This window comes from Candidatus Thiodiazotropha endoloripes (genome assembly GCF_001708965.1).
Lineage (GTDB): Bacteria > Pseudomonadota > Gammaproteobacteria > Chromatiales > Chromatiaceae > Thiodiazotropha > Thiodiazotropha endoloripes.
Genome location: NZ_LVJW01000007.1, coordinates 55,022 through 73,252, shown reverse-complemented (window position 1 = coordinate 73,252; position 18,231 = coordinate 55,022). Strand labels below are relative to the sequence as shown.

At 51.0% G+C, this 18,231-nt stretch carries 16 protein-coding genes; 5 read left to right on the top strand and 11 right to left on the bottom strand.

The window, feature by feature from the left end; all coding sequences use genetic code 11:
• Positions 1 to 8: 8 nt before the first annotated feature.
• From flhB to A3193_RS18710, 8 genes are all read right to left on the bottom strand, one after another.
• Positions 9 to 1,145 (bottom strand): flagellar biosynthesis protein FlhB, encoded by a 1,137-nt coding sequence (gene flhB / locus A3193_RS18745; protein WP_069015574.1) that lies wholly within the window; start codon positions 1,143 to 1,145, stop codon positions 9 to 11.
• Between the two features lie 3 nt (positions 1,146 to 1,148).
• Complete coding sequence (gene fliR, locus A3193_RS18740; protein ID WP_069015573.1) at positions 1,149 to 1,928, bottom strand: flagellar biosynthetic protein FliR; 780 nt, start codon at positions 1,926 to 1,928, stop codon at positions 1,149 to 1,151.
• Between the two features lie 36 nt (positions 1,929 to 1,964).
• Positions 1,965 to 2,234 (bottom strand): flagellar biosynthesis protein FliQ, encoded by a 270-nt coding sequence (fliQ, locus tag A3193_RS18735; RefSeq protein WP_069006473.1) that lies wholly within the window; start codon positions 2,232 to 2,234, stop codon positions 1,965 to 1,967.
• A gap of 15 nt (positions 2,235 to 2,249) precedes the next feature.
• Positions 2,250 to 2,984, bottom strand: coding sequence for a flagellar type III secretion system pore protein FliP (gene fliP, locus A3193_RS18730; protein ID WP_069006474.1), 735 nt, complete (start codon positions 2,982 to 2,984; stop codon positions 2,250 to 2,252).
• Positions 2,981 to 3,403: a flagellar biosynthetic protein FliO gene (gene fliO / locus A3193_RS18725; protein WP_069006475.1), complete on the bottom strand. Its 423-nt coding sequence runs from the start codon at positions 3,401 to 3,403 to the stop codon at positions 2,981 to 2,983. The genes fliP and fliO overlap by 4 nt, the downstream gene beginning before the upstream one ends.
• Entirely contained in the window at positions 3,403 to 3,810 is a 408-nt protein-coding gene (gene fliN / locus A3193_RS18720; RefSeq protein ID WP_069006476.1) for a flagellar motor switch protein FliN, read from the bottom strand. Before fliN ends, fliO begins: the two co-directional genes overlap by 1 nt.
• 86 nt (positions 3,811 to 3,896) lie before the next feature.
• Positions 3,897 to 4,916 carry a flagellar motor switch protein FliM gene (fliM, locus tag A3193_RS18715; protein WP_069006477.1) on the bottom strand — a complete coding sequence of 340 codons (1,020 nt, stop codon included), beginning with the start codon at positions 4,914 to 4,916 and terminating at the stop codon, positions 3,897 to 3,899.
• A 22-nt stretch (positions 4,917 to 4,938) separates the two neighbouring features.
• Positions 4,939 to 5,445, bottom strand: coding sequence for a flagellar basal body-associated FliL family protein (locus A3193_RS18710; protein WP_069006478.1), 507 nt, complete (start codon positions 5,443 to 5,445; stop codon positions 4,939 to 4,941).
• Between the two features lie 438 nt (positions 5,446 to 5,883).
• Between A3193_RS18710 and A3193_RS18700 the strand changes: the two genes are divergently transcribed.
• The 4 genes from A3193_RS18700 (at position 5,884) to ettA (ending at position 13,112) form a co-directional block, all read left to right on the top strand.
• The gene (locus A3193_RS18700) at positions 5,884 to 7,986 is read left to right on the top strand and encodes an HDOD domain-containing protein (RefSeq protein WP_141694804.1); all 2,103 of its coding nucleotides are present in this window, start codon (positions 5,884 to 5,886) and stop codon (positions 7,984 to 7,986) included.
• Between the two features lie 3 nt (positions 7,987 to 7,989).
• On the top strand, positions 7,990 to 10,203 hold the full coding sequence (locus tag A3193_RS18695) for an EAL domain-containing protein (RefSeq protein WP_069015570.1): 2,214 nt from the start codon (positions 7,990 to 7,992) through the stop codon (positions 10,201 to 10,203).
• 230 nt (positions 10,204 to 10,433) lie between these two features.
• Entirely contained in the window at positions 10,434 to 10,883 is a 450-nt protein-coding gene (locus A3193_RS18690; protein ID WP_069015569.1) for a hypothetical protein, read from the top strand.
• Positions 10,884 to 11,447: 564 nt separating this feature from the next.
• The gene (gene ettA / locus A3193_RS18685) at positions 11,448 to 13,112 is read left to right on the top strand and encodes an energy-dependent translational throttle protein EttA (protein ID WP_069015568.1); all 1,665 of its coding nucleotides are present in this window, start codon (positions 11,448 to 11,450) and stop codon (positions 13,110 to 13,112) included.
• 92 nt (positions 13,113 to 13,204) lie between these two features.
• On the opposite strand, the gene A3193_RS18680 is transcribed toward ettA, so the two are convergent.
• Together A3193_RS18680 and nfsA are read right to left on the bottom strand one after the other, a co-directional pair.
• On the bottom strand, positions 13,205 to 13,720 hold the full coding sequence (locus A3193_RS18680) for a DUF2202 domain-containing protein (protein WP_162273757.1): 516 nt from the start codon (positions 13,718 to 13,720) through the stop codon (positions 13,205 to 13,207).
• Between the two features lie 509 nt (positions 13,721 to 14,229).
• Positions 14,230 to 14,970 carry an oxygen-insensitive NADPH nitroreductase gene (gene nfsA / locus A3193_RS18675; RefSeq protein WP_069006483.1) on the bottom strand — a complete coding sequence of 247 codons (741 nt, stop codon included), beginning with the start codon at positions 14,968 to 14,970 and terminating at the stop codon, positions 14,230 to 14,232.
• A gap of 328 nt (positions 14,971 to 15,298) precedes the next feature.
• Here nfsA and A3193_RS18670 point away from each other — a divergent pair, with 328 nt between their 5' ends.
• Positions 15,299 to 17,158 carry an ATP-binding protein gene (locus tag A3193_RS18670; RefSeq protein WP_083218864.1) on the top strand — a complete coding sequence of 620 codons (1,860 nt, stop codon included), beginning with the start codon at positions 15,299 to 15,301 and terminating at the stop codon, positions 17,156 to 17,158.
• Positions 17,159 to 17,236: 78 nt separating this feature from the next.
• Here A3193_RS18670 and A3193_RS18665 read toward each other — a convergent pair whose 3' ends face one another.
• The gene (locus A3193_RS18665; RefSeq protein WP_069015566.1) at positions 17,237 to 18,025 is read right to left on the bottom strand and encodes a PDZ domain-containing protein; all 789 of its coding nucleotides are present in this window, start codon (positions 18,023 to 18,025) and stop codon (positions 17,237 to 17,239) included.
• Between the last annotated feature and the right edge of the window lie 206 nt (positions 18,026 to 18,231).

Below are 18,231 nucleotides of genomic sequence, written 5' to 3'. Positions count from 1 at the left end.
GGTTAATCTCACTCACTGTGCCGGTACTCTTCCGGCACATCGATATCGTCAGGCATCTCAGGATAGATGCCACCTTCTGTGCTGTAGGCTTTGAGTTGGAATACATAAGCCAACAGCCTGGCCACCGCCATATAGAGACCGGCCGGGATGAAGGTATCCAATTCTGTATGGAAATAGATTGCTCTGGCCAACAGCGGTGATTCAACAACCGGCACATTGGCCTCACCGCCAACCTTTCGGATGTTCTGCGCGATCAGGTCGACACCCTTGGCAACCAGTTTCGGCGCATGCATGGTCTCCGGATCATACTTCAAAGCCACCGCATAGTGAGTCGGGTTGGTGACGATCACATCCGCCTGCGGTACTTCCTGCATCATCCGTCGCTGCGCCATCTCACGCTGCAGTTGACGAATCCGGCCTTTCACTTCCGGCCGACCTTCGGTCTCCTTCATCTCATCCCGGACTTCCTGGCGTGTCATCTTCAGTTGACGCTTGTGATCCCAGAGCTGAAATGGCACATCGATTGCCGCAATCAGAATCATCGTGGTACTCATCAAAATAACCGACCAGCCGATGAGCGAGTTGAGATGTTGCAGCGCCGGTGATATTTCCATGTTGTGTAACGCCAGAAACTGTTCCAGGGAGGTATATAACAGAAACACGGTGGTACCGCCGATCAGCACAAACTTCGCCATCGCCTTGAACATCTCCACCAGGCCTTTGGCGGAAAACACCCGCTTCAATCCTTTTAACGGACTCAGTTTACTCAATTTCGGGGTCATGGATTCCCCGCTGATTGAGAAACCGCCTAAAGCAATGGAACTGAAGATGGCAGCCAGAATCACCATCAGGAAAAACGGGATCAAAGCAAAAAAGGCCTGGCCTATCCCCTCACCCAGGCGAGTGGTCATGGAGCCGATATCGAACATCTGCTCCCGGGTAATGACGAAACTTTGACTCATCATCTCGGATACCGAATCACCCACAGAACCACTCATCACCACCAGGCTGATAACACCGGCCATGGTCACGGCCATGCTGTTCAGTTCACGGGAGCGGGGTACCTGACCTTTGCGTTTTGCGTCCGCAAGTTTTTTCGCCGAGGGTTGTTCTGTTTTTTCCTGGCCATTCTCATTTTCAGCCATGCTTCACCTCGCAATCCGCAGTGTCTGCATCAGATGCTGGAAAGCCTCATCCTGCAGATCGGTGAAGACAGACATCGCGTTGGGCAGACTCACCCAAATCAACGCGAAACCCAGTAACATGGTGATGGGAAAACCGACTGAAAAGATATTCAGCTGAGGTGCGGCACGCATCACCACACCCATGCCCATGTTGACCATCAGCATGGCGCCGACAATCGGCAGCGCGATGATCAGGCCACCGGCAAAAAGTCGACTGCCCCAGGCAACCAGATCAAGCAAGTTGTTGCGTGAGATGCCGTCCATCGCCACCGGCATGGTGATAAAACTGTCCGCCACCAGTTCGATGGCGTGCAGATGTCCGTTGAAGATGAGAAACAACAAGGTAGCCAGAATCAGGTAGAACTGGGAGACCACAGGCACCTGCACACCATTGGCCGGATCGACCATGGAGGCAAAACCCAGCCCCATGCTGTAGGCAATCACCTGCCCGCCAAACACCAGTGCGCCAAAAACCATCTGCAGAATGAAACCCATCATGATGCCGATCAACAACTGCTGAAGCATGATGATCAAGCCACTGTGGCTGAGCACATCCGCCGGCGGCATCTCAGGCAGAGTCGGGGCAACCAGAAAAGCGATCATCATCATCAGCACCAGTCTCAGGCGTGCCGGAACCTGGCGTGAGCTGAACAGGGGAGCGGCGAGCAGCATGGCGCTGATACGCACCATCGGCCAGAAATAGGTGGCGATCAAGGCATTGAGTTGAGCTTCACTGAAGATCATGATTTTTCACCAAGCTCCCGGCGTATCCCTCTCTGCCTAAAGAATCAATTCGGGAATACTCTCAATCAGGTTGATTGAGAAATTCATCAGCAGCTGTAACATCCAGTTCCCCGCCCACATCAGCACCAGTCCGGAAACCACCAGCTTGGGGATGAATGTCAGGGTCATCTCATTGATCTGGGTTGCCGCCTGAAACATGGCGATGATCAAACCAACAGCGAGTGCGGGCAGCAGCACCATGCCTGAAAGCAGACCGATGATCTCGAGGCTGTTCTGTCCGATGGCCATTACGATGTCAGGACTCATGGGTCTACCTCCTGCCTATATCTGAAAACTCGATGCCAGGGTACCGAACACCAGGGCCCAGCCATCGATCAGTACAAACAACATAATCTTGAACGGTAAAGAGATAATCATCGGTGACAGCATCATCATGCCCATCGACATCAGAATACTGGCCACCACCAGATCGATCACCAGGAAAGGAATGAACAGCAGGAAACCGATCTGAAATCCGGTTTTCAATTCGCTGGTGGCAAAGGATGGCAGCAGCAGACTGAATGGCACCTCTTCCGGTCCATTGAATTCACCAAAATTTCCGATTCTGGCAAACAGCGCCAGGTCATCTTCTCTTGTCTGCGCCAGCATGAAAGACTTGACCGGTTCCGCCGCCGCCTCTAGTGCCTGCATGGTATTCATCTCTTCAGACAGATAGGGTTGCAGTGCGGTCTGATTCACCTCATTGAAGACCGGCATCATGATGAACAGAGTCAAAAACAGCGCCAGCCCGATGAGAATCTGATTAGACGGAGTACTTTGAGTACCCAGCGCCTGTCTCAGGATTGCCAGTACGATGATGATCCTGGCAAACGAGGTCATCATCATCAATGCCCCGGGTAGCAGGGTCAGGGCGGTCATGAAGAGCAGTACCTGAATGGTCAGGGTATAGGTCTGCCCACCCTCCCCATCGGGCGCGACGCTGAAGGCATCCACACCAGGTGCGGCCTCGACCAGACCAGTGATCAGCAAACCGATGAAGAGTATCCAAACTTTCATTGTGACGGCTCGCTCTGCTGGTTGTCGGCAGGCTCCTGCTGCTCCAACCCTTGCAACTGCTCACGGAAACTGGGGGAGTCATCACTCAGCAGATGCAGCATCCGAACCTGCCCTGGCGCCACGCCGAGCAACACCCGGGTATCTTCAACCTCAACCACCACCACGCGTTCACGGCTGCCGACCGAAGCACCACCAAGCACTCTGACCATGCCCTTGCCACCCATCGAAAGCTGCCCATAGCGTTTGAACAGCCAGGCGGCGCCGACGATCACGGCCAATACCACCAACAGGCCACTGAATGTATTCAACAGACCTTCAGCACCAATTGACGAAACATTGACGCCAATCTGCTTGTTGCCCTCTTCCGCTGCCATCAAGGCATTGCTGAAAAAGAGACCAATGAGCAGCCAACGGCACATCAACTTAACCTCTTGACCCGCTCGGAAGGACTGATGATGTCAGTCAGGCGTAAACCGAACTTCTCATTCACCACCACCACTTCGCCCTGTGCAATCAGGGTACCGTTGACCAACACATCCATCGGTTCACCAGCCAGCCGATCCAGCTCAACCACCGAGCCCTGATTAAGCTGCAGTAGATTCCGAATGTTGATCTTGGTCCGTCCGATCTCCATTGAGATGGTTACCGGCACATCCAGAATGGCGTCCATATTGACACTGCCCGTAGAGACAGCTTCATCGGTCAACTCATCAAAGCTGGCCGCTTCAGTTCCAGTTGATTGTTCACCATCCGCCTGATCTTCGAGAGCAGCAGCCCATTCATCCGCTAATGCTTCATTGGGATCTACACTTTTCTCATCACTCATCTTTTTACCCTCTTTGGGGATTCAACCTAAGCCATTGAAAGCAGTCTGACTGCTGCGCTGTACCGGCCACGCTGCCGGCAGACCGCTCAGGCCTCTTGCTCCATATCCAGATAATCATGCAACCCTTTGCGTTGATTGCTGACTATCCACTCACTGATCTTCAAGGCGTAATTGCCATCGGAAACACCCAGCTTGGCGCGAAACACCGGAACATCCGCCGCTTCCACTTCAACCTCTTCAGGCATCTCAATTGGAATCACATCCCCCGCCTGTAATTCGGCGAGTTGCTGGAGGCTCATCTGCACCTCGGTAAGGCTGCTGCAGAGCTCAACCTTGGCGGCCAGAATCTCCTCTTTCAAAGAGCGCTCCCAGCGCTCATCCCGCTCACCCCGGTCACTCTGTACACCGGCATCCAGCAGCTCTCTGATCGGTTCCAGCATCGAATAGGGCATACAGATATGAAAGTCACCGCCACCATTTTCCAGATCCACATGAAAGGAGGTGACGACAACCACTTCCGATGGGCTGACGATATTGGCGAACTGGGGATTGACCTCTGAACCGCTGTATTCAAAATCGACCTGGAATACCGGTTTCCAGGCCGCTTTGAGGTCCTCGAAGGCGCTGCTCAGCAACAGCTGAATTACCCGGTTTTCCGTTGGCGTGAAATCACGACCTTCGATCTTGGTATGGAAACGGCCTGAACCGCCAAAATAGTTGTCTACCACGCTGAACACCAGCTTGGGATCCAAAACAAACAGGCCTTTGCCTCTTAATGGAGGTACTTTGATCATATTCAGACTGGTCGGTACAAACAGACTGTGTACGAATTCTGAAAACTTCTGCATCTGGATACCGGACACGGAGAGATCGGCGGTCCTTCTCAGCATGTTGAACAAACTGGTTCTGAACAGCCTGGCAAAACGCTCGTTGATCATCTCAAGGGTTGGCAGACGTCCTCTTACGATTCGATCCTGACTGGTGAAATCGTAAGAAACGGTGCCACCCTCTTCCGACACATCGGACTCTGTGGCGACATCGCCACTGTCAACGCCGTGCAACAGGGCATCGATCTCTTCTTGTGATAGCAGGTCATTGGCACTCATCTTGTATTCCTATCGGGTTGAATTACTGCATCACGAAACTTGTAAAAAAGATCCCATCCACTTCGCCAGGACCCTCCAACTCTTTGACGACCTTGTTGAGTGCTTCAAGCATCTCTGCCTGCAGTGCCTCTTTGGCTTCACGTGTCTTCAGGGATTTGCCATCTTTGGTGGAGAGCAGGTCCAGCAGATGGTGGCGGATCATCGGATCGTTGTGCCGGATGAACTCGGCCATCGGCTCGGAATAGACCCGGATACTGACGCCAATCTGCAGCAGACTCGGGCGTCCGGGCATGTTGACCACGAACGGAGGTTTGAAATCGAGATATTGTGCCGGTCCCTTTTCCTCTTCCACCTGCTCTTCGGCAGCGGCCTCTTCCGTAGCCTCTTCTTCGCCACCGAGCAGAAAAAAGGCTGCCAGACCACCACCGATCAGCAACACCGCCACAATGGCTATAATGATAATCAGTTTGGATTTTCCGCTTTTCTCTTCGCCAAGATCCAGCTCTTCTGATGCTTCTTCATTTGCCATTTTTTATTCCTCAATGAGACTACTCAATATGGAATGCAAATAAAGTGCCACACATATAGAAGACATTTTTACCTTTAAATTCAATTGGTTAAAATTACTCATATTGAAAAGGACAATTTCTTGACTCTCAAGGGGAATCCATCCAGGCAATTTTCCGTCAGCTCTTTTTTTAGGAACCTGTTTCTGCCTGAGTGGGGGAGAGGCATTCCTGCTTCCCATGTAGATCAGGAACCTGACCGAAGTGGATTCTGACACTATTATGTTAAGGATATGGACGCAGAATTGATGGCGATGGGAACTCCACAACAACACTCAGATCATGCAATGCTTTGAAAACGCTTTCATTCAACTCGATTAAGTGCTATTAATTACCACAAGATACTGGCGTAACCCCATAATAAACTTGGTATTTACGTGACCACACAGAACCAAGACAAGATGATCGACGAAAAATTCTACGATCTACCATCCCCTCCAGCCATACTCATTCAGTTGATCGATAGCTGTAATGACCCCAATGTCAGTTTTGAATCGTTGAGTGCCATCATTCAGCAGGATGCAGCGATCACCTCCCAGGTTATGGCTGCGGCAAACTCCCCTTTCTATCGGCAGTGGAACGAGTTCACCAGCCTGCATCACATGTTGGTGGTGCTGGGAATCAACAGCGTCAGAACCATTGCCATCAACAGCGCCGTACAACAATATTTCTCCAAACTGAGCGATACCATTGGACAGAGCCTTGATCTGATCTGGTCCAGATCCCTGTTCTGCGCATTTGTGTGTCGCTCACTGGCGGACCTGACTGCCTACAAAATGCCTGAAGAGGCCTACCTGGCCGGCCTGCTGCATCGTTTGGGACAGCTCGCCCTGTTGCAGAAAGATGCTCAGGGATATCAAAAACTGGTCGATGCCAGTTCAGAGATTGAAAAACAGCTCAAACAGGAATTGAAGCAATACGGGGTGAGCTATCCAATGATTGGCTCGCAGATGATCGATCAATGGCAACTCCACAGTTTTCTGGCCGATGCGCTTCGTTATCAGTATGAGCCGGCGGATCGGATCTTGGATAGCGCCCCACTGGTGAAACTGGTCAACCTTGGTTGTCAGCTCGCCCTGGGAGAGACAAAGCCGGAAGAAGCCGTACTGGCCCAGGCCGACAATCTGTTCGGCTTAAATCAGTCGGTCATCGAGAAACTGACCACCGACTCCTTCAAGCAGGCGACCGAGAGCGCAGGCAGCCTGGGTATTCCTTTTCTGAAAGTGGAGCTGGATGATGACGATGAGGCAAATTCAGCCGCACATAAGATTGCACTTGCAGAGCGGGTAGAACAGGCCGCACTGTTTGGCGGCAGCCTCACTCCACCGCCAGACAAAGCAGACCGCCATACCACTCTGCAGCAGATTCATCGGGATCTTGAACTGCTGTTTGGACTGAAACGGGCCTGTTTTCTGCTAAAAGCCGATGAACAAGCCCTGTTACTCCCCTACTCTCCCGCCTCACGCGGCAGACAGCAGCAGCTTGAAGAGCTGAGCTTCGGCACAGAGACGGATCGCAGCCTGGCTGCCCTGGCCTTTAACAAGCAGATACGGATCACAACAGACGATGAGACCCATCAAGCAAACTTGACTGTCGCAGACCAACAGTTGATGGGATTCATCGACAGTGAAGCCCTCTGCTACCTGCCACTGACAGCACAGCAACAGAAGCTGGGAATTTTGGCGATCGGCCTGGAGAGAGATCAGTTTCCGCTGTTTGAAACCCAGCTGCCCATGCTGCATCTGTTCACCCGGCAAGCTTGTGAGACACTGCTGCGTCAGCAGGAGACGCGCAAATCCCAACAGCAACTTCTGGAGGATGAACGCGCCACCTTCCACCTGGAGGCACGCAAGGTGGTCCATGAGGCGAACAATCCCCTGGGGATCATCAACAACTATCTGCACATCCTCGGCATGAAACTGGGTGAAAATCACGAGGCGCAGGAAGAGTTGGACATCATCAAGGATGAGATCAATCGGGTGGGCAAGATCCTGCTGCGTATGCGTGACATTCCAGAAGAGCTGGAACAACAGGAAAAAGGCTTGGATATCAATACCCTAATCAACGATCTTCACAAGCTTTTTCAGTCATCTCTGTTTGCCACTCACAACATCAATACCGAGGTGGATCTCGATCCCGATATCCCGTTAATCACTTCACGGCGAGGCCATATCAAGCAGATACTGACCAATCTCATCAAAAATGCAGTCGAAGCCATGCCAGAGGGAGGGAAACTGAGTATTGCCACTAGGGACAATGCCTATCTTAATGGTAAGGCACATATAGAAATCCAAGTGGTCGACTCGGGCCCTGGAATCGATGCCGAGATTATGGATCAGCTGTTTTTGCCAGGAAAAAGTACCAAGGACAACAGTCACTCAGGATTGGGACTGGCCATAATCAAGAGCCTGATGGATGAACTATCAGGGGTGGTGAACTGCACCTCCAACAGCAGCTCCGGCACCCGATTTCAGCTGTTTTTACCGCGTTCGACTCGAGAGTAGACAATGCATCCATACTATCCAACACCTTGGCGGGGAATTGAGGGTGATTTATCCACCATACCCAATAGCGCCAACAGCGAGCGACGCAAGCAGCAACTGCATGCGCGTATCCTGATAGCGGATGACGAACCCAGAGCCAGAGCCAGTCTCAAGGAGCTTCTGAGATTTACCGGACATGAGATCACCCTGGCAGAGAGTGGGCGGGAGGCGATCGAGCTTCTCAACAGCAACAACTTCGACCTGATATTGCTCGATCTCAACATGCCTGATCTGAATGGCCATAAGGTGATGGAACATATCGATCAGTACACGATCGATTGCGATATTGTGGTCATCAGTGGTGAAGCCACCTTTGATCACGCCTCTTTGGCATTGCGCAACGGGGCAAAGGATTTTCTGCGCAAACCCTACCAGCCTGAAGAGTTGTTGCGCACCATTGACAACACCCTCGATCATCGCCGTCTCAAAATTGAGAATAAGCAGATCAGTCAGCGCCTCAATGAATCGGAGTCGCTGCATAAGTTCATTGTCAACAACTCACCCGACATGATCTACCTGCTGGATCAGGAGGGTCGCTTCGCCTTCATCAACGACCGGGTGGAGGGATTGCTGGGATATGATGCCAAGGAGATTATTGGACAACACTTCTCAAAACTGATCTTTGAGGAGGATATCAATCAGGCCAACTACACATTCAACGAGCGGCGCACCGGTGATCGGGCCACCCGCAGTACCGAACTCAGACTGAACTGTAAAATCAACGATGGTCCCCGCTACTTTGAGTCCAGAACCGTACCCATCGAATTGAGTTCGATCGGCATCTATTCGGTCGATGAGGATAATCAGAAATCCTTTATCGGCACCTATGGGGTAGCCAGAGACATCACCGAGCGCAAACAGGCGGAAGAGCTGATCAAGTATCAGCTGCACCATGACCTGCTGACCAATCTACCCAACCGAACCCTGTTCCGCGATCGCCTCAACATGGCCATGGCCCACTCCAAGCGTACCGGTAAAAAGCTGGTTGTCATGTACCTGGATATGGATCGCTTCAAGATCATCAACGACTCGCTTGGCCACTATGTGGGTGATGAACTGCTGAAACTGGTGGGCCAGCGTCTGCGCAGTGAACTGCGGGAAGCGGATACCCTGGCACGCGTCGGTGGTGACGAATTCAATCTGTTGATACCCGAGATCAACGACATTCAGGATGCGCGGAATCTGGCCGAGAAAATATTGCGCCTCACCGCCGAACCTTTTCTGATCAAAAACGAAGAGATCTTTATCAGCTTCAGTATCGGTATCTCGGTCTATCCAACAGATGGTGACACCAAAGACTCCCTGATCAAACACGCCGACATCGCCATGTACAAGGTGAAAAACTCAGGTAAGAACGGCTATGCCTTCTATTCGGACAGGATGAAAAGCCATTTTGCCGCCTCCCTGGACATCGAAAACGGCCTGCGCAAAGCCATCTCCACGGATGAACTCTGTATCTACTATCAGCCTCAATACAACACCATGGAGGAGAAGATCGTGGGTGTGGAGGCACTGGTGAGATGGCAGCATCCGGATAAGGGCATCATACAACCCAATGAGTTCATCAATGTTGCTGAAGAGTCAGGGCTGATCGTACCACTGGGCGAGTGGGTAATGCGCAAAGCCTGTCAGGATATGCAGCGCTGGCAGACCGAGGAGAACATCAGCCTGAGCCTGTCGGTGAATATATCAGTGCAGCAATTGGAGATGGACCAATTCGTCAATAAAACCCTGGCAATCATCAAGCGTCATAACCTGGATAGAAATGTACTGGAACTTGAGATTACCGAACATGCCATCATGCAGGATATGGAAAAGGCCATCGACACCCTCTCCCGGTTATCCCATCGAGGCATACGGATCGCCATCGACGACTTCGGTACCGGTTACTCCTCCCTGGGTTATCTGCAATCCCTGCCGATCAATACCCTGAAAATGGACCGCTCCTTTGTCGAGGGCATCAAGTCCAAGGGAGACAACTCCATCGTCACCGCAATCATCTCAATGGCCCGAGGACTCAATCTGGATCTGATCGCCGAAGGGGTTGAAAGTCAGACACAGGTCGATCAGCTGAACAGTGCCGGCTGTCATCTGGCACAGGGCTTTTTCTACAGCCGTCCCCTGCCGGAAGATGAGTTTCTGAAGATGGTCAAGTCCCAGCCGAACTCGATCAACTGAAAACACCCATCTGCTGCAGCATCGCTCCACCCGACACGCTTGCAGAACTGATTTACAGAGATCCTTTTAAAGCGTGTTAATCACCCTGCTTCAGTCAATTGCCATCCGGTAAGAGTGACAAATCTTCACCCCTGCCATGAACTTAATTGAAACACAATCGCCTCATTGACGGACGGAATGATTGAATCAAGTCTTCAATACAATGTTGAAAAAAATTGGATAGGGATATCATGCAAAAATCACTGTTGTTTTCGATGGTCTTTACTTCTGCTCTTCTCAATGGATGCAACGATGACAACAACTCTGAAAACCGTACTGAGCAATCACCACTGGCTGGTCTATGGGTGACAGAGTCTTGTGAGCACGTTGAACATGAAGCATCGAATTCGAGTCAAATCCGGGCAAAAGTAAGTTATGAGTTTACAAGTTTTGGCGCCATCTATATTGAACCCAAAGCATACTATGACTCAGACTGTACACGGCCGCGCCCTCAAACGAACGATCCTGTACCAATACACCGCCACCAACCAGACACCTATCAGGACCTTGGAGAGACGATGCTGCAGGTGGGCATCATCGGCAGGAGCCTCATCATCGAATTCAACTTTGATGGAGAAAAGTATCCTATCGATGCCTTTTTCACGATCAACCAAGACCGCTTGTGTTTCTCTGAGGTATGAATCCTTGAAGTACTTAGATTTGGTTTTGAGCTAGATGGCTCGACGGACATCGATTTTGAAACCTGTCTGATCCGTTCTTAATCTGCCCGAACGCAACCTGCCGGGTGGCTTGCAAGTAGTGACCTGGCTGAATCTAGCGAGTGCTATTGCCAGTAACACGAATCCAATACCTCCTGCCAGGTCTGTTTTTCTGCTCAGTAAGGCAGAATGAGCGCGGTGTAATTATGCTAAATGAGCGAATAATAACGCCGCTGGGCGCAAAAACAGCCTCAGCCCCTTCCTTAGATATCAACCTGGGGGTTACACTTTAAAAACACCATGAACCGCTGCTCGTCGCTCATTTGGAGCAACCAATCTACGCTCATCGCTCTTTGAGAGGCACTTTTTCAGACGCAACTGGGCAGATTGGATTAGTGTTAGAAGGTCCTAAGGTAAATCTACCTGCAGGCATAGTCTCATGGTAGGATAAGCGCCGAAAACTGGTCAGCAGAATCGCACCCAGGTTAGTGTCAGCGTGTGATTCGAAGGCCACACCACAACAGTTCAATCTACGATACAGGTTCCATGGCCCAATACATCTATACAATGAATCGGGTGGGCAAAGTCGTCCCCCCGAAAAAGCAGATTCTGCGGGATATCTCACTCTCATTCTTTCCTGGCGCGAAGATCGGCGTTCTCGGCCTCAACGGCGCCGGTAAGTCGACTCTGTTGCGTATCATGGCCGGTGTGGATACCGACATCGAAGGTGAAGCCCGTCCCCAGGCCGGTATCCGGGTGGGCTACCTGCCCCAGGAACCCCAACTCGATGAGACCCTGGATGTTCGGGGCAATGTGGAGGGGGCACTGGCCGAGGTGAAACAGGCCCTCAGTCGTCTCGAAGAGGTGTATGCCGCCTATGCGGAAGCGGATGCCGATTTTGACGCCCTGGCCAAAGAACAGGCTCAACTTGAAGACATTATCCAGACTTGTGACGGACACAACCTCGAGAGGCAATTGGAAATTGCTGCTGATGCCCTGCGACTGCCGCCCTGGGACGCGGATGTAAAAACCCTCTCCGGTGGCGAACGACGCCGGGTCGCACTCTGCCGGTTACTGCTGGAAAAACCGGATATGTTGTTGCTCGACGAACCGACCAACCATCTGGATGCGGAGTCTGTCGCCTGGTTGGAGCGTTTTCTCCATGAGTACACCGGCACCGTGGTAGCGGTTACCCATGACCGCTATTTTCTCGACAATGTGGCCGGCTGGATACTCGAGCTGGATCGGGGCTACGGCATTCCCTGGGAGGGCAACTACTCCTCCTGGCTGGAACAGAAAGAGCAGCGCCTGGAACAGGAGTCCCGTGAGGAGGCCGCCCATATCAAATCCATGAAAGCGGAGCTGGAATGGGTACGCTCCAATCCGAAAGGCCGACACGCCAAAAGCAAAGCCCGCTTGCAACGCTTTGAAGAGCTGCAGTCCCAGGAGTTCCAGAAGCGCAATGAGACCAATGAGCTCTACATACCGCCCGGCCCAAGACTGGGCGACCTGGTGATCGAAGCCGAATCGCTGAAGAAAGCCTTTGGTGACCGGGTACTCTACGATGACATCACCTTCAATCTGCCCAAAGGCGGTATTGTGGGCATCATCGGCCCGAATGGCGCGGGCAAGACCACCCTGTTTCGCATCATCACCGGACAGGAGAAGCCTGATGGGGGTGAAATGCGTATCGGTGAGACCGTACAGGTCGCCTATGTGGATCAGAGTCGGGATACACTGAACGGAGACAAAACCGTCTGGGAAGAGATCTCTGACAGTCAGGACATCATTACGGTCGACCGCTTTCAGATGCCTTCGCGGGCTTATGTCAGCCACTTTAACTTCAAAGGTTCAGACCAACAGAAACGCATTGGCGATCTCTCCGGTGGTGAACGCAATCGGGTTCATCTGGCGAAGCTGCTGAAAAGTGGTGGCAATCTGTTGTTACTCGATGAGCCGACCAACGACCTGGATGTGGAGACCTTGAGAGCACTGGAGGAAGCGTTGCTCTCATTTCCGGGCTGCGCCGTGGTTATCAGCCATGACCGCTGGTTTCTCGATCGAATCGCCACCCACATCCTGGCCTTTGAGGGTGACTCCGGAGTGGTATGGTTTGAAGGTAATTACGCAGATTATGAGGCTGACCGGAAACGCCGCCTCGGCGCAGAAGCCGATCAGCCACACCGCATCAAATACAAACGTTTGAGTTGATCAGAATCGCCCCCTCTTCAGGGGGCGACGCATTTGCTGATCCAAGGTGCCAGGGCCTGTTAACACTAATCCAATAGGCCCTATGCCTGACATCATCTGTAGCGACGTCCACAGCGACGCTCCATGGGGCTGTCCACAATCAGATCGACCGCTTCCTGATCCATCACCTGTGCCTGATAAACCATGCCCCGGCTCTCGATCTGACTGACAAACGCCCGCAGATGATTTCTCGATCCACACAGCAGTTTCTCATAGAGACTGATCAATCCACTGTTGTCTGTGGAGGCGATCATCTCGTGAAGATCCTGCATATCCACCTCTTCAATCAAAGCGCCGGTATGAAGCGCATCCATTTCTGAGGTTGTACCCTGCAGGATCAGGCTTTCGTAAAGCGCTTGCAACTCCTGGTTGCTGAACAGACCCGCTTGCAAAGCAGGATCGACCAGACCGTAACGTTGCAACTGCATCAGCACAGAGTCCATATGACGTTGCTCTGCCGCAGCAATATTACTGAACACATAGAGCCCCCAATGCTGATAGAGCAGATCATAGACATCCCGTGACACTTTCTCCTCTTCTCTCAACCACTGTAAATGTTCAGCCTCCACTGTTGTGAGGCTCTCCGCAATCTGCCCCTGACCGCCACCGTTTCCCCAGCCGGCCTGGACCTAGGAGAGTGTTAAAACCGACAACACAACGAGTAAACTTATATTTCGAACCATCTGAAAGAATCTCCATTTAAACAGGTACCCGCACATGGCAGAAATCAGGCCATTTGACCTTTGTACTTAAATTCAAATGGTTATGGTTGATTCGATCGAGCCGACCAGTGAAACAACCGAGATATCACTGGCTTTCTGTGTGATATCACTCAGCTTGAAGAGTACATGCAATGGCGCCTGTGAACCGTGACACAGAGTGTTGCTGTCCTGAAGTTAGCGCTACTGGCTGTCAAGCGGCATCAAGTGAGTGGATTATGAATGGTGACACAGATCTGGCGATTCACTTCTCGCAGATGTCTGTTCGCCAATCCCGGTCATCGGGTAAATAACCGAGCTGACAAAGGCCACCCAAACAGTAAGACAATCGTTTCAATTCTCTGCACTAATATGGAGCATTAACAGACGAAGAAGCCCCTTGAGCGCAGAAAATCAAGCATATGTTCCCGCTTCTTTCCCTGCATGGCTTGCGCGGTGGCATTCGACCAATCGGTCAGTTTCACATTGGAGCCGCGGCTGGCATAGTATTTTGACATCGTCTCATCATATTCAGCCACGCTGTGTGGATCCATCTCCTGATATCGATCCTGATGCAGAATGCACTCAACCGGCATTCTGGGTTTCACCTCGGTATTCGCATCCGGCCAGCCCAGGCACATCCCAAACAGTGGCACGACTCTGTGGGGTAGTTCGAGCTGCTCCACCACCACCTCAGGCTGATTACGAATACCGCCGATAAAGACACCACCCAAGCCCTGGGATTCAGCAGCCAGAATCACATTCTGGCCCATCAATGCCACATCGATTACAGCGGCCAGCCCATGTTCGCTATATCCTTCCAATCCACCCTTGCCTACGGCTTCACACACCTGATTGATGCGTCTTAGGTCAGCACAAAAAACCAGAAACTCGGTCGCCTTCTCAATCCACACCTGACCACCTGCCGCAACGGCGATCGCCCGCCTCGCTTCTGGGCTTGTCACCCGAATGACGGAATAGGCCTGGATAAAACTGGATGTCGCCGCACTCTGTCCACAACGGATCAACGCTTCCAACTGCCCTGGTTCCATAGGCTTATCGAGAAACCGCCTCACTGAGCGGTGATTGATCTGTAATTGCTGTGTTGCTGTCAGTGCCATGGCAGGTCGGCCCTCATAAGAATCCAGAAAACATGTGCAAGTTACTTATTATCAGATAAGTAACAGCCACAAGGGTAATCAATCAGCTTTATAGACTGATGAAGATGTGATTAAAACAGAAGTTAGATCCTCAAGTAATAATCAATTCGAACGCTATATTTTTATAAGCGCTCTATATCGCTAGCAGGTTCACAGATGGAACAGGCAGTTCAGATTTAGTGCCCAGGGGCTGATCCCATTCCGCAACATCCTGCTGCCATGTGTAGTTGTGCAGTGAAAAAACGGGTCGATTGCTGAGAATTGACCGAATAATCAAACGGATGTTGCCATGTTGATTCGACTATTACAATCCACATACTACTGGATGTTCCCAACCATCTTCTGGTTGGCATTGACCCTGGTCTCTTTGATATGGAATCTCAGTGTTATCGACAACTCTGTCGAAAAAATTGCCTTTGAGCGCGGTCAAATCATGTATGAGATGGTCAGACTGACAAAAATCAATCCCGTGTTGATGGCGAATGACCCCACCCTCTTCAAAAAGCAGAACGTTAAGGATATTCAGTATCGAGCCGTTTCATCGAAACCCATGAATCCGGAGAACATCTCCGATACCTGGGAGAGCCAGGCTCTGAGTCAGTTCCAGCAAGGCACAGAGTTTAAATTCGAACCGTTTCTGAACCAGGAACCAGCCTACTTCAGATACATCGGTCCGGTGTATATGCAGGAACAGTGCCTTAAATGCCATGGCTATGAGGGTAAAAGAGTTGGCGATGTACGTGGTGGCATCAGTGTAAAAGTCTTCGCGGAACCCATTATTGCCGCCCAGGACGAAGCCAAGCAGATCATGACACTGCTACACTTCATCGGCTTTCTGATGATCTCAGTCACCAGTAATTTTCTAATGAGTCAATTGAGAAAACACTGGTTGAAACTGAAACTGACACAACAGAACCTAAAGGATAAAGAACAATTTCTGAGTGACGTCACCAACAGTATGAGTGAAGGTTTCGTGGTGCTGGACAACGATGGCGTCGTCAAATATACCAATCCAGAAAGTGCGAGGCTGATTGGATGGACTGAAAATGACATGCTGGACAAGCAGTTCAGTCAGATTGTCTATGCGGAGAAAAAACCGGACAAAGACAAAACTGTCGAAACGACAGTCATGGATACATTGAAGGACGGTGTTATCCGCGCTGACAATGATGATCTCTTTTGCCACAAAGCCGGGCATGAGATTGATATCGTTTTTTCAGTATCGCCCATGCTGCAGAATGAAAATGACAAACAGGTAGTGTTGACATTCAGTGACATCTCGGAACGCAAACGTGCTGATAGAGAACGCATCGATCTGGAACGCCAGTTGAACCAGACCCACAAAATGGAAGCGGTCGGACAATTGGCCGGTGGCATCGCCCATGAGATCAACACCCCGATACAGTACATTGGTGACAATCTGAAGTTCATTCAAGAGTCACAGCAGGATATGCAAAGCTTGTTACAGCAATATGCGGAACTTTCAAGTAAAGCGAAACAGCAACCTGAACTGCAAGACGAACTGGAAAAAATCGATAAGACCATTGAAGAGATCGACTTGGAGTATCTCACTGAAGAAACCACCAATGCCATCGATCAATCCATATCCGGCGCATCACAGGTGGCCAGAATTGTATTGGCAATGAAAGAGTTTGCACATCCAGGTGGTAAGGATATGGCCTTAGCCGACCTGAACCGTATTGTCAGTAATGCGGTGGCGGTATGTAAGAATGAGTGGAAATATGTTGCGGACACTAAGCTGGAGCTGAGTGACAACCTGCCAGACGTGAGGTGCCTTGCGGGAGAGGTATCTCAGGTTGTACTGAATATCATCGTCAATGCAGCGCATGCCATTGAAGCCGCCAAGCGGGAAGAGAAAGGCACCATCACCATCACCTCTGCATTAAAAGATGAGCAGGTGGAAATCCGTGTCAGTGACACCGGAACCGGCATACCCGAAGAGGCCCAGGAGTATGTCTTCAATCCATTTTTCACTACCAAGGATGTGGGACGAGGTACCGGCCAGGGCCTGGCGATCGCCCAGGACATCATCGTGGGTAAGCATCAGGGTGAACTGTTGTTTGAAACAGAACAGGGTGTTGGCACCACGTTTATCATTCGTCTACCGGTGACCAGAGAGGAGGCTTGAGTTGGCAGTCGCGGTGTGTCACAGGGTCAGAACCAATCTGTTTTGCATCCGCTCAAAATCAGCCGATCACCAAAGTTTTTATATCGCAGCCAACAGGGCACTTTCATCGCCGCCAAAATGAGTCGATCGGAGTTTGCCACGCTGATGATAGGCTATCCGGGCAAGCATCATCTCCACCGAGATTTCATCGCTGGGCACGCCATTGCTTTTTAATTCATCATAGTAGTGATAAAAACGCTTCCATGTGATCTTTCGGGTGGCGTTTCGTTGCCGGATCACCAGATCATTAACCCCGAGAAAGAGTGTTTCGATGTGTTTCCATTCACGATATTTCGATGGGCTCTGAATCCCGGACTTCCTGAGTCTACGCTGTGCCTGATGCTGGGTCATGCCACGGGTAAAACTGCCGTTTATGTAGAGCAGACCCTGCATCACCCGGGAGGTGGGGGGGCGTCGCTGCCAGGCATCGACATTTTCACGCTCCGAGAAGAGACGCCTGATATAGTAATTAGCCATTGTTTTGTTCATCTTCACAGCACCAGGCATTTTGAAATGTTTCAATATTTCCACCTGTCGTAGAGTGGCGGGCTGTAACAATCCCTGTATATGGTATAACTCCTTGACCGTGAGTGCCTCAACCAGACTAACACCCATCTCATTCAAATCTGCCAACCACTCACCCTCGATGGGTTTCTCCGGCAGTTTTTGATTTGTTGAAGGTGACTGTGCAAGCTCCAATGCAATCTTTACCTGGGCCTGAAGTTCTGCTGTCGCCTGTAGTGATTTTCTCTTTGTCTCTGCCATGTCCAGGGCAAAGAGCGTGGTCAGAAGAGTCGCTACATTTCCTTCCCGATTGAAGGTTTCCATACACAATCTCCAGTTCAGCAATTTCGCGATAGTATAGGAATTTGCTATATGTCGAGGTGCGAGCCGTGTCTCAATATTCCAAGCTGTTATTTGACTGACTTACCATCACAGATTGGAAATAGCGTTATCAGAAAAACATAAAACACTGCTAAATTAGCCCACTGATACATTACAACGATTGTATGACTATAGATCACCATTTTTGA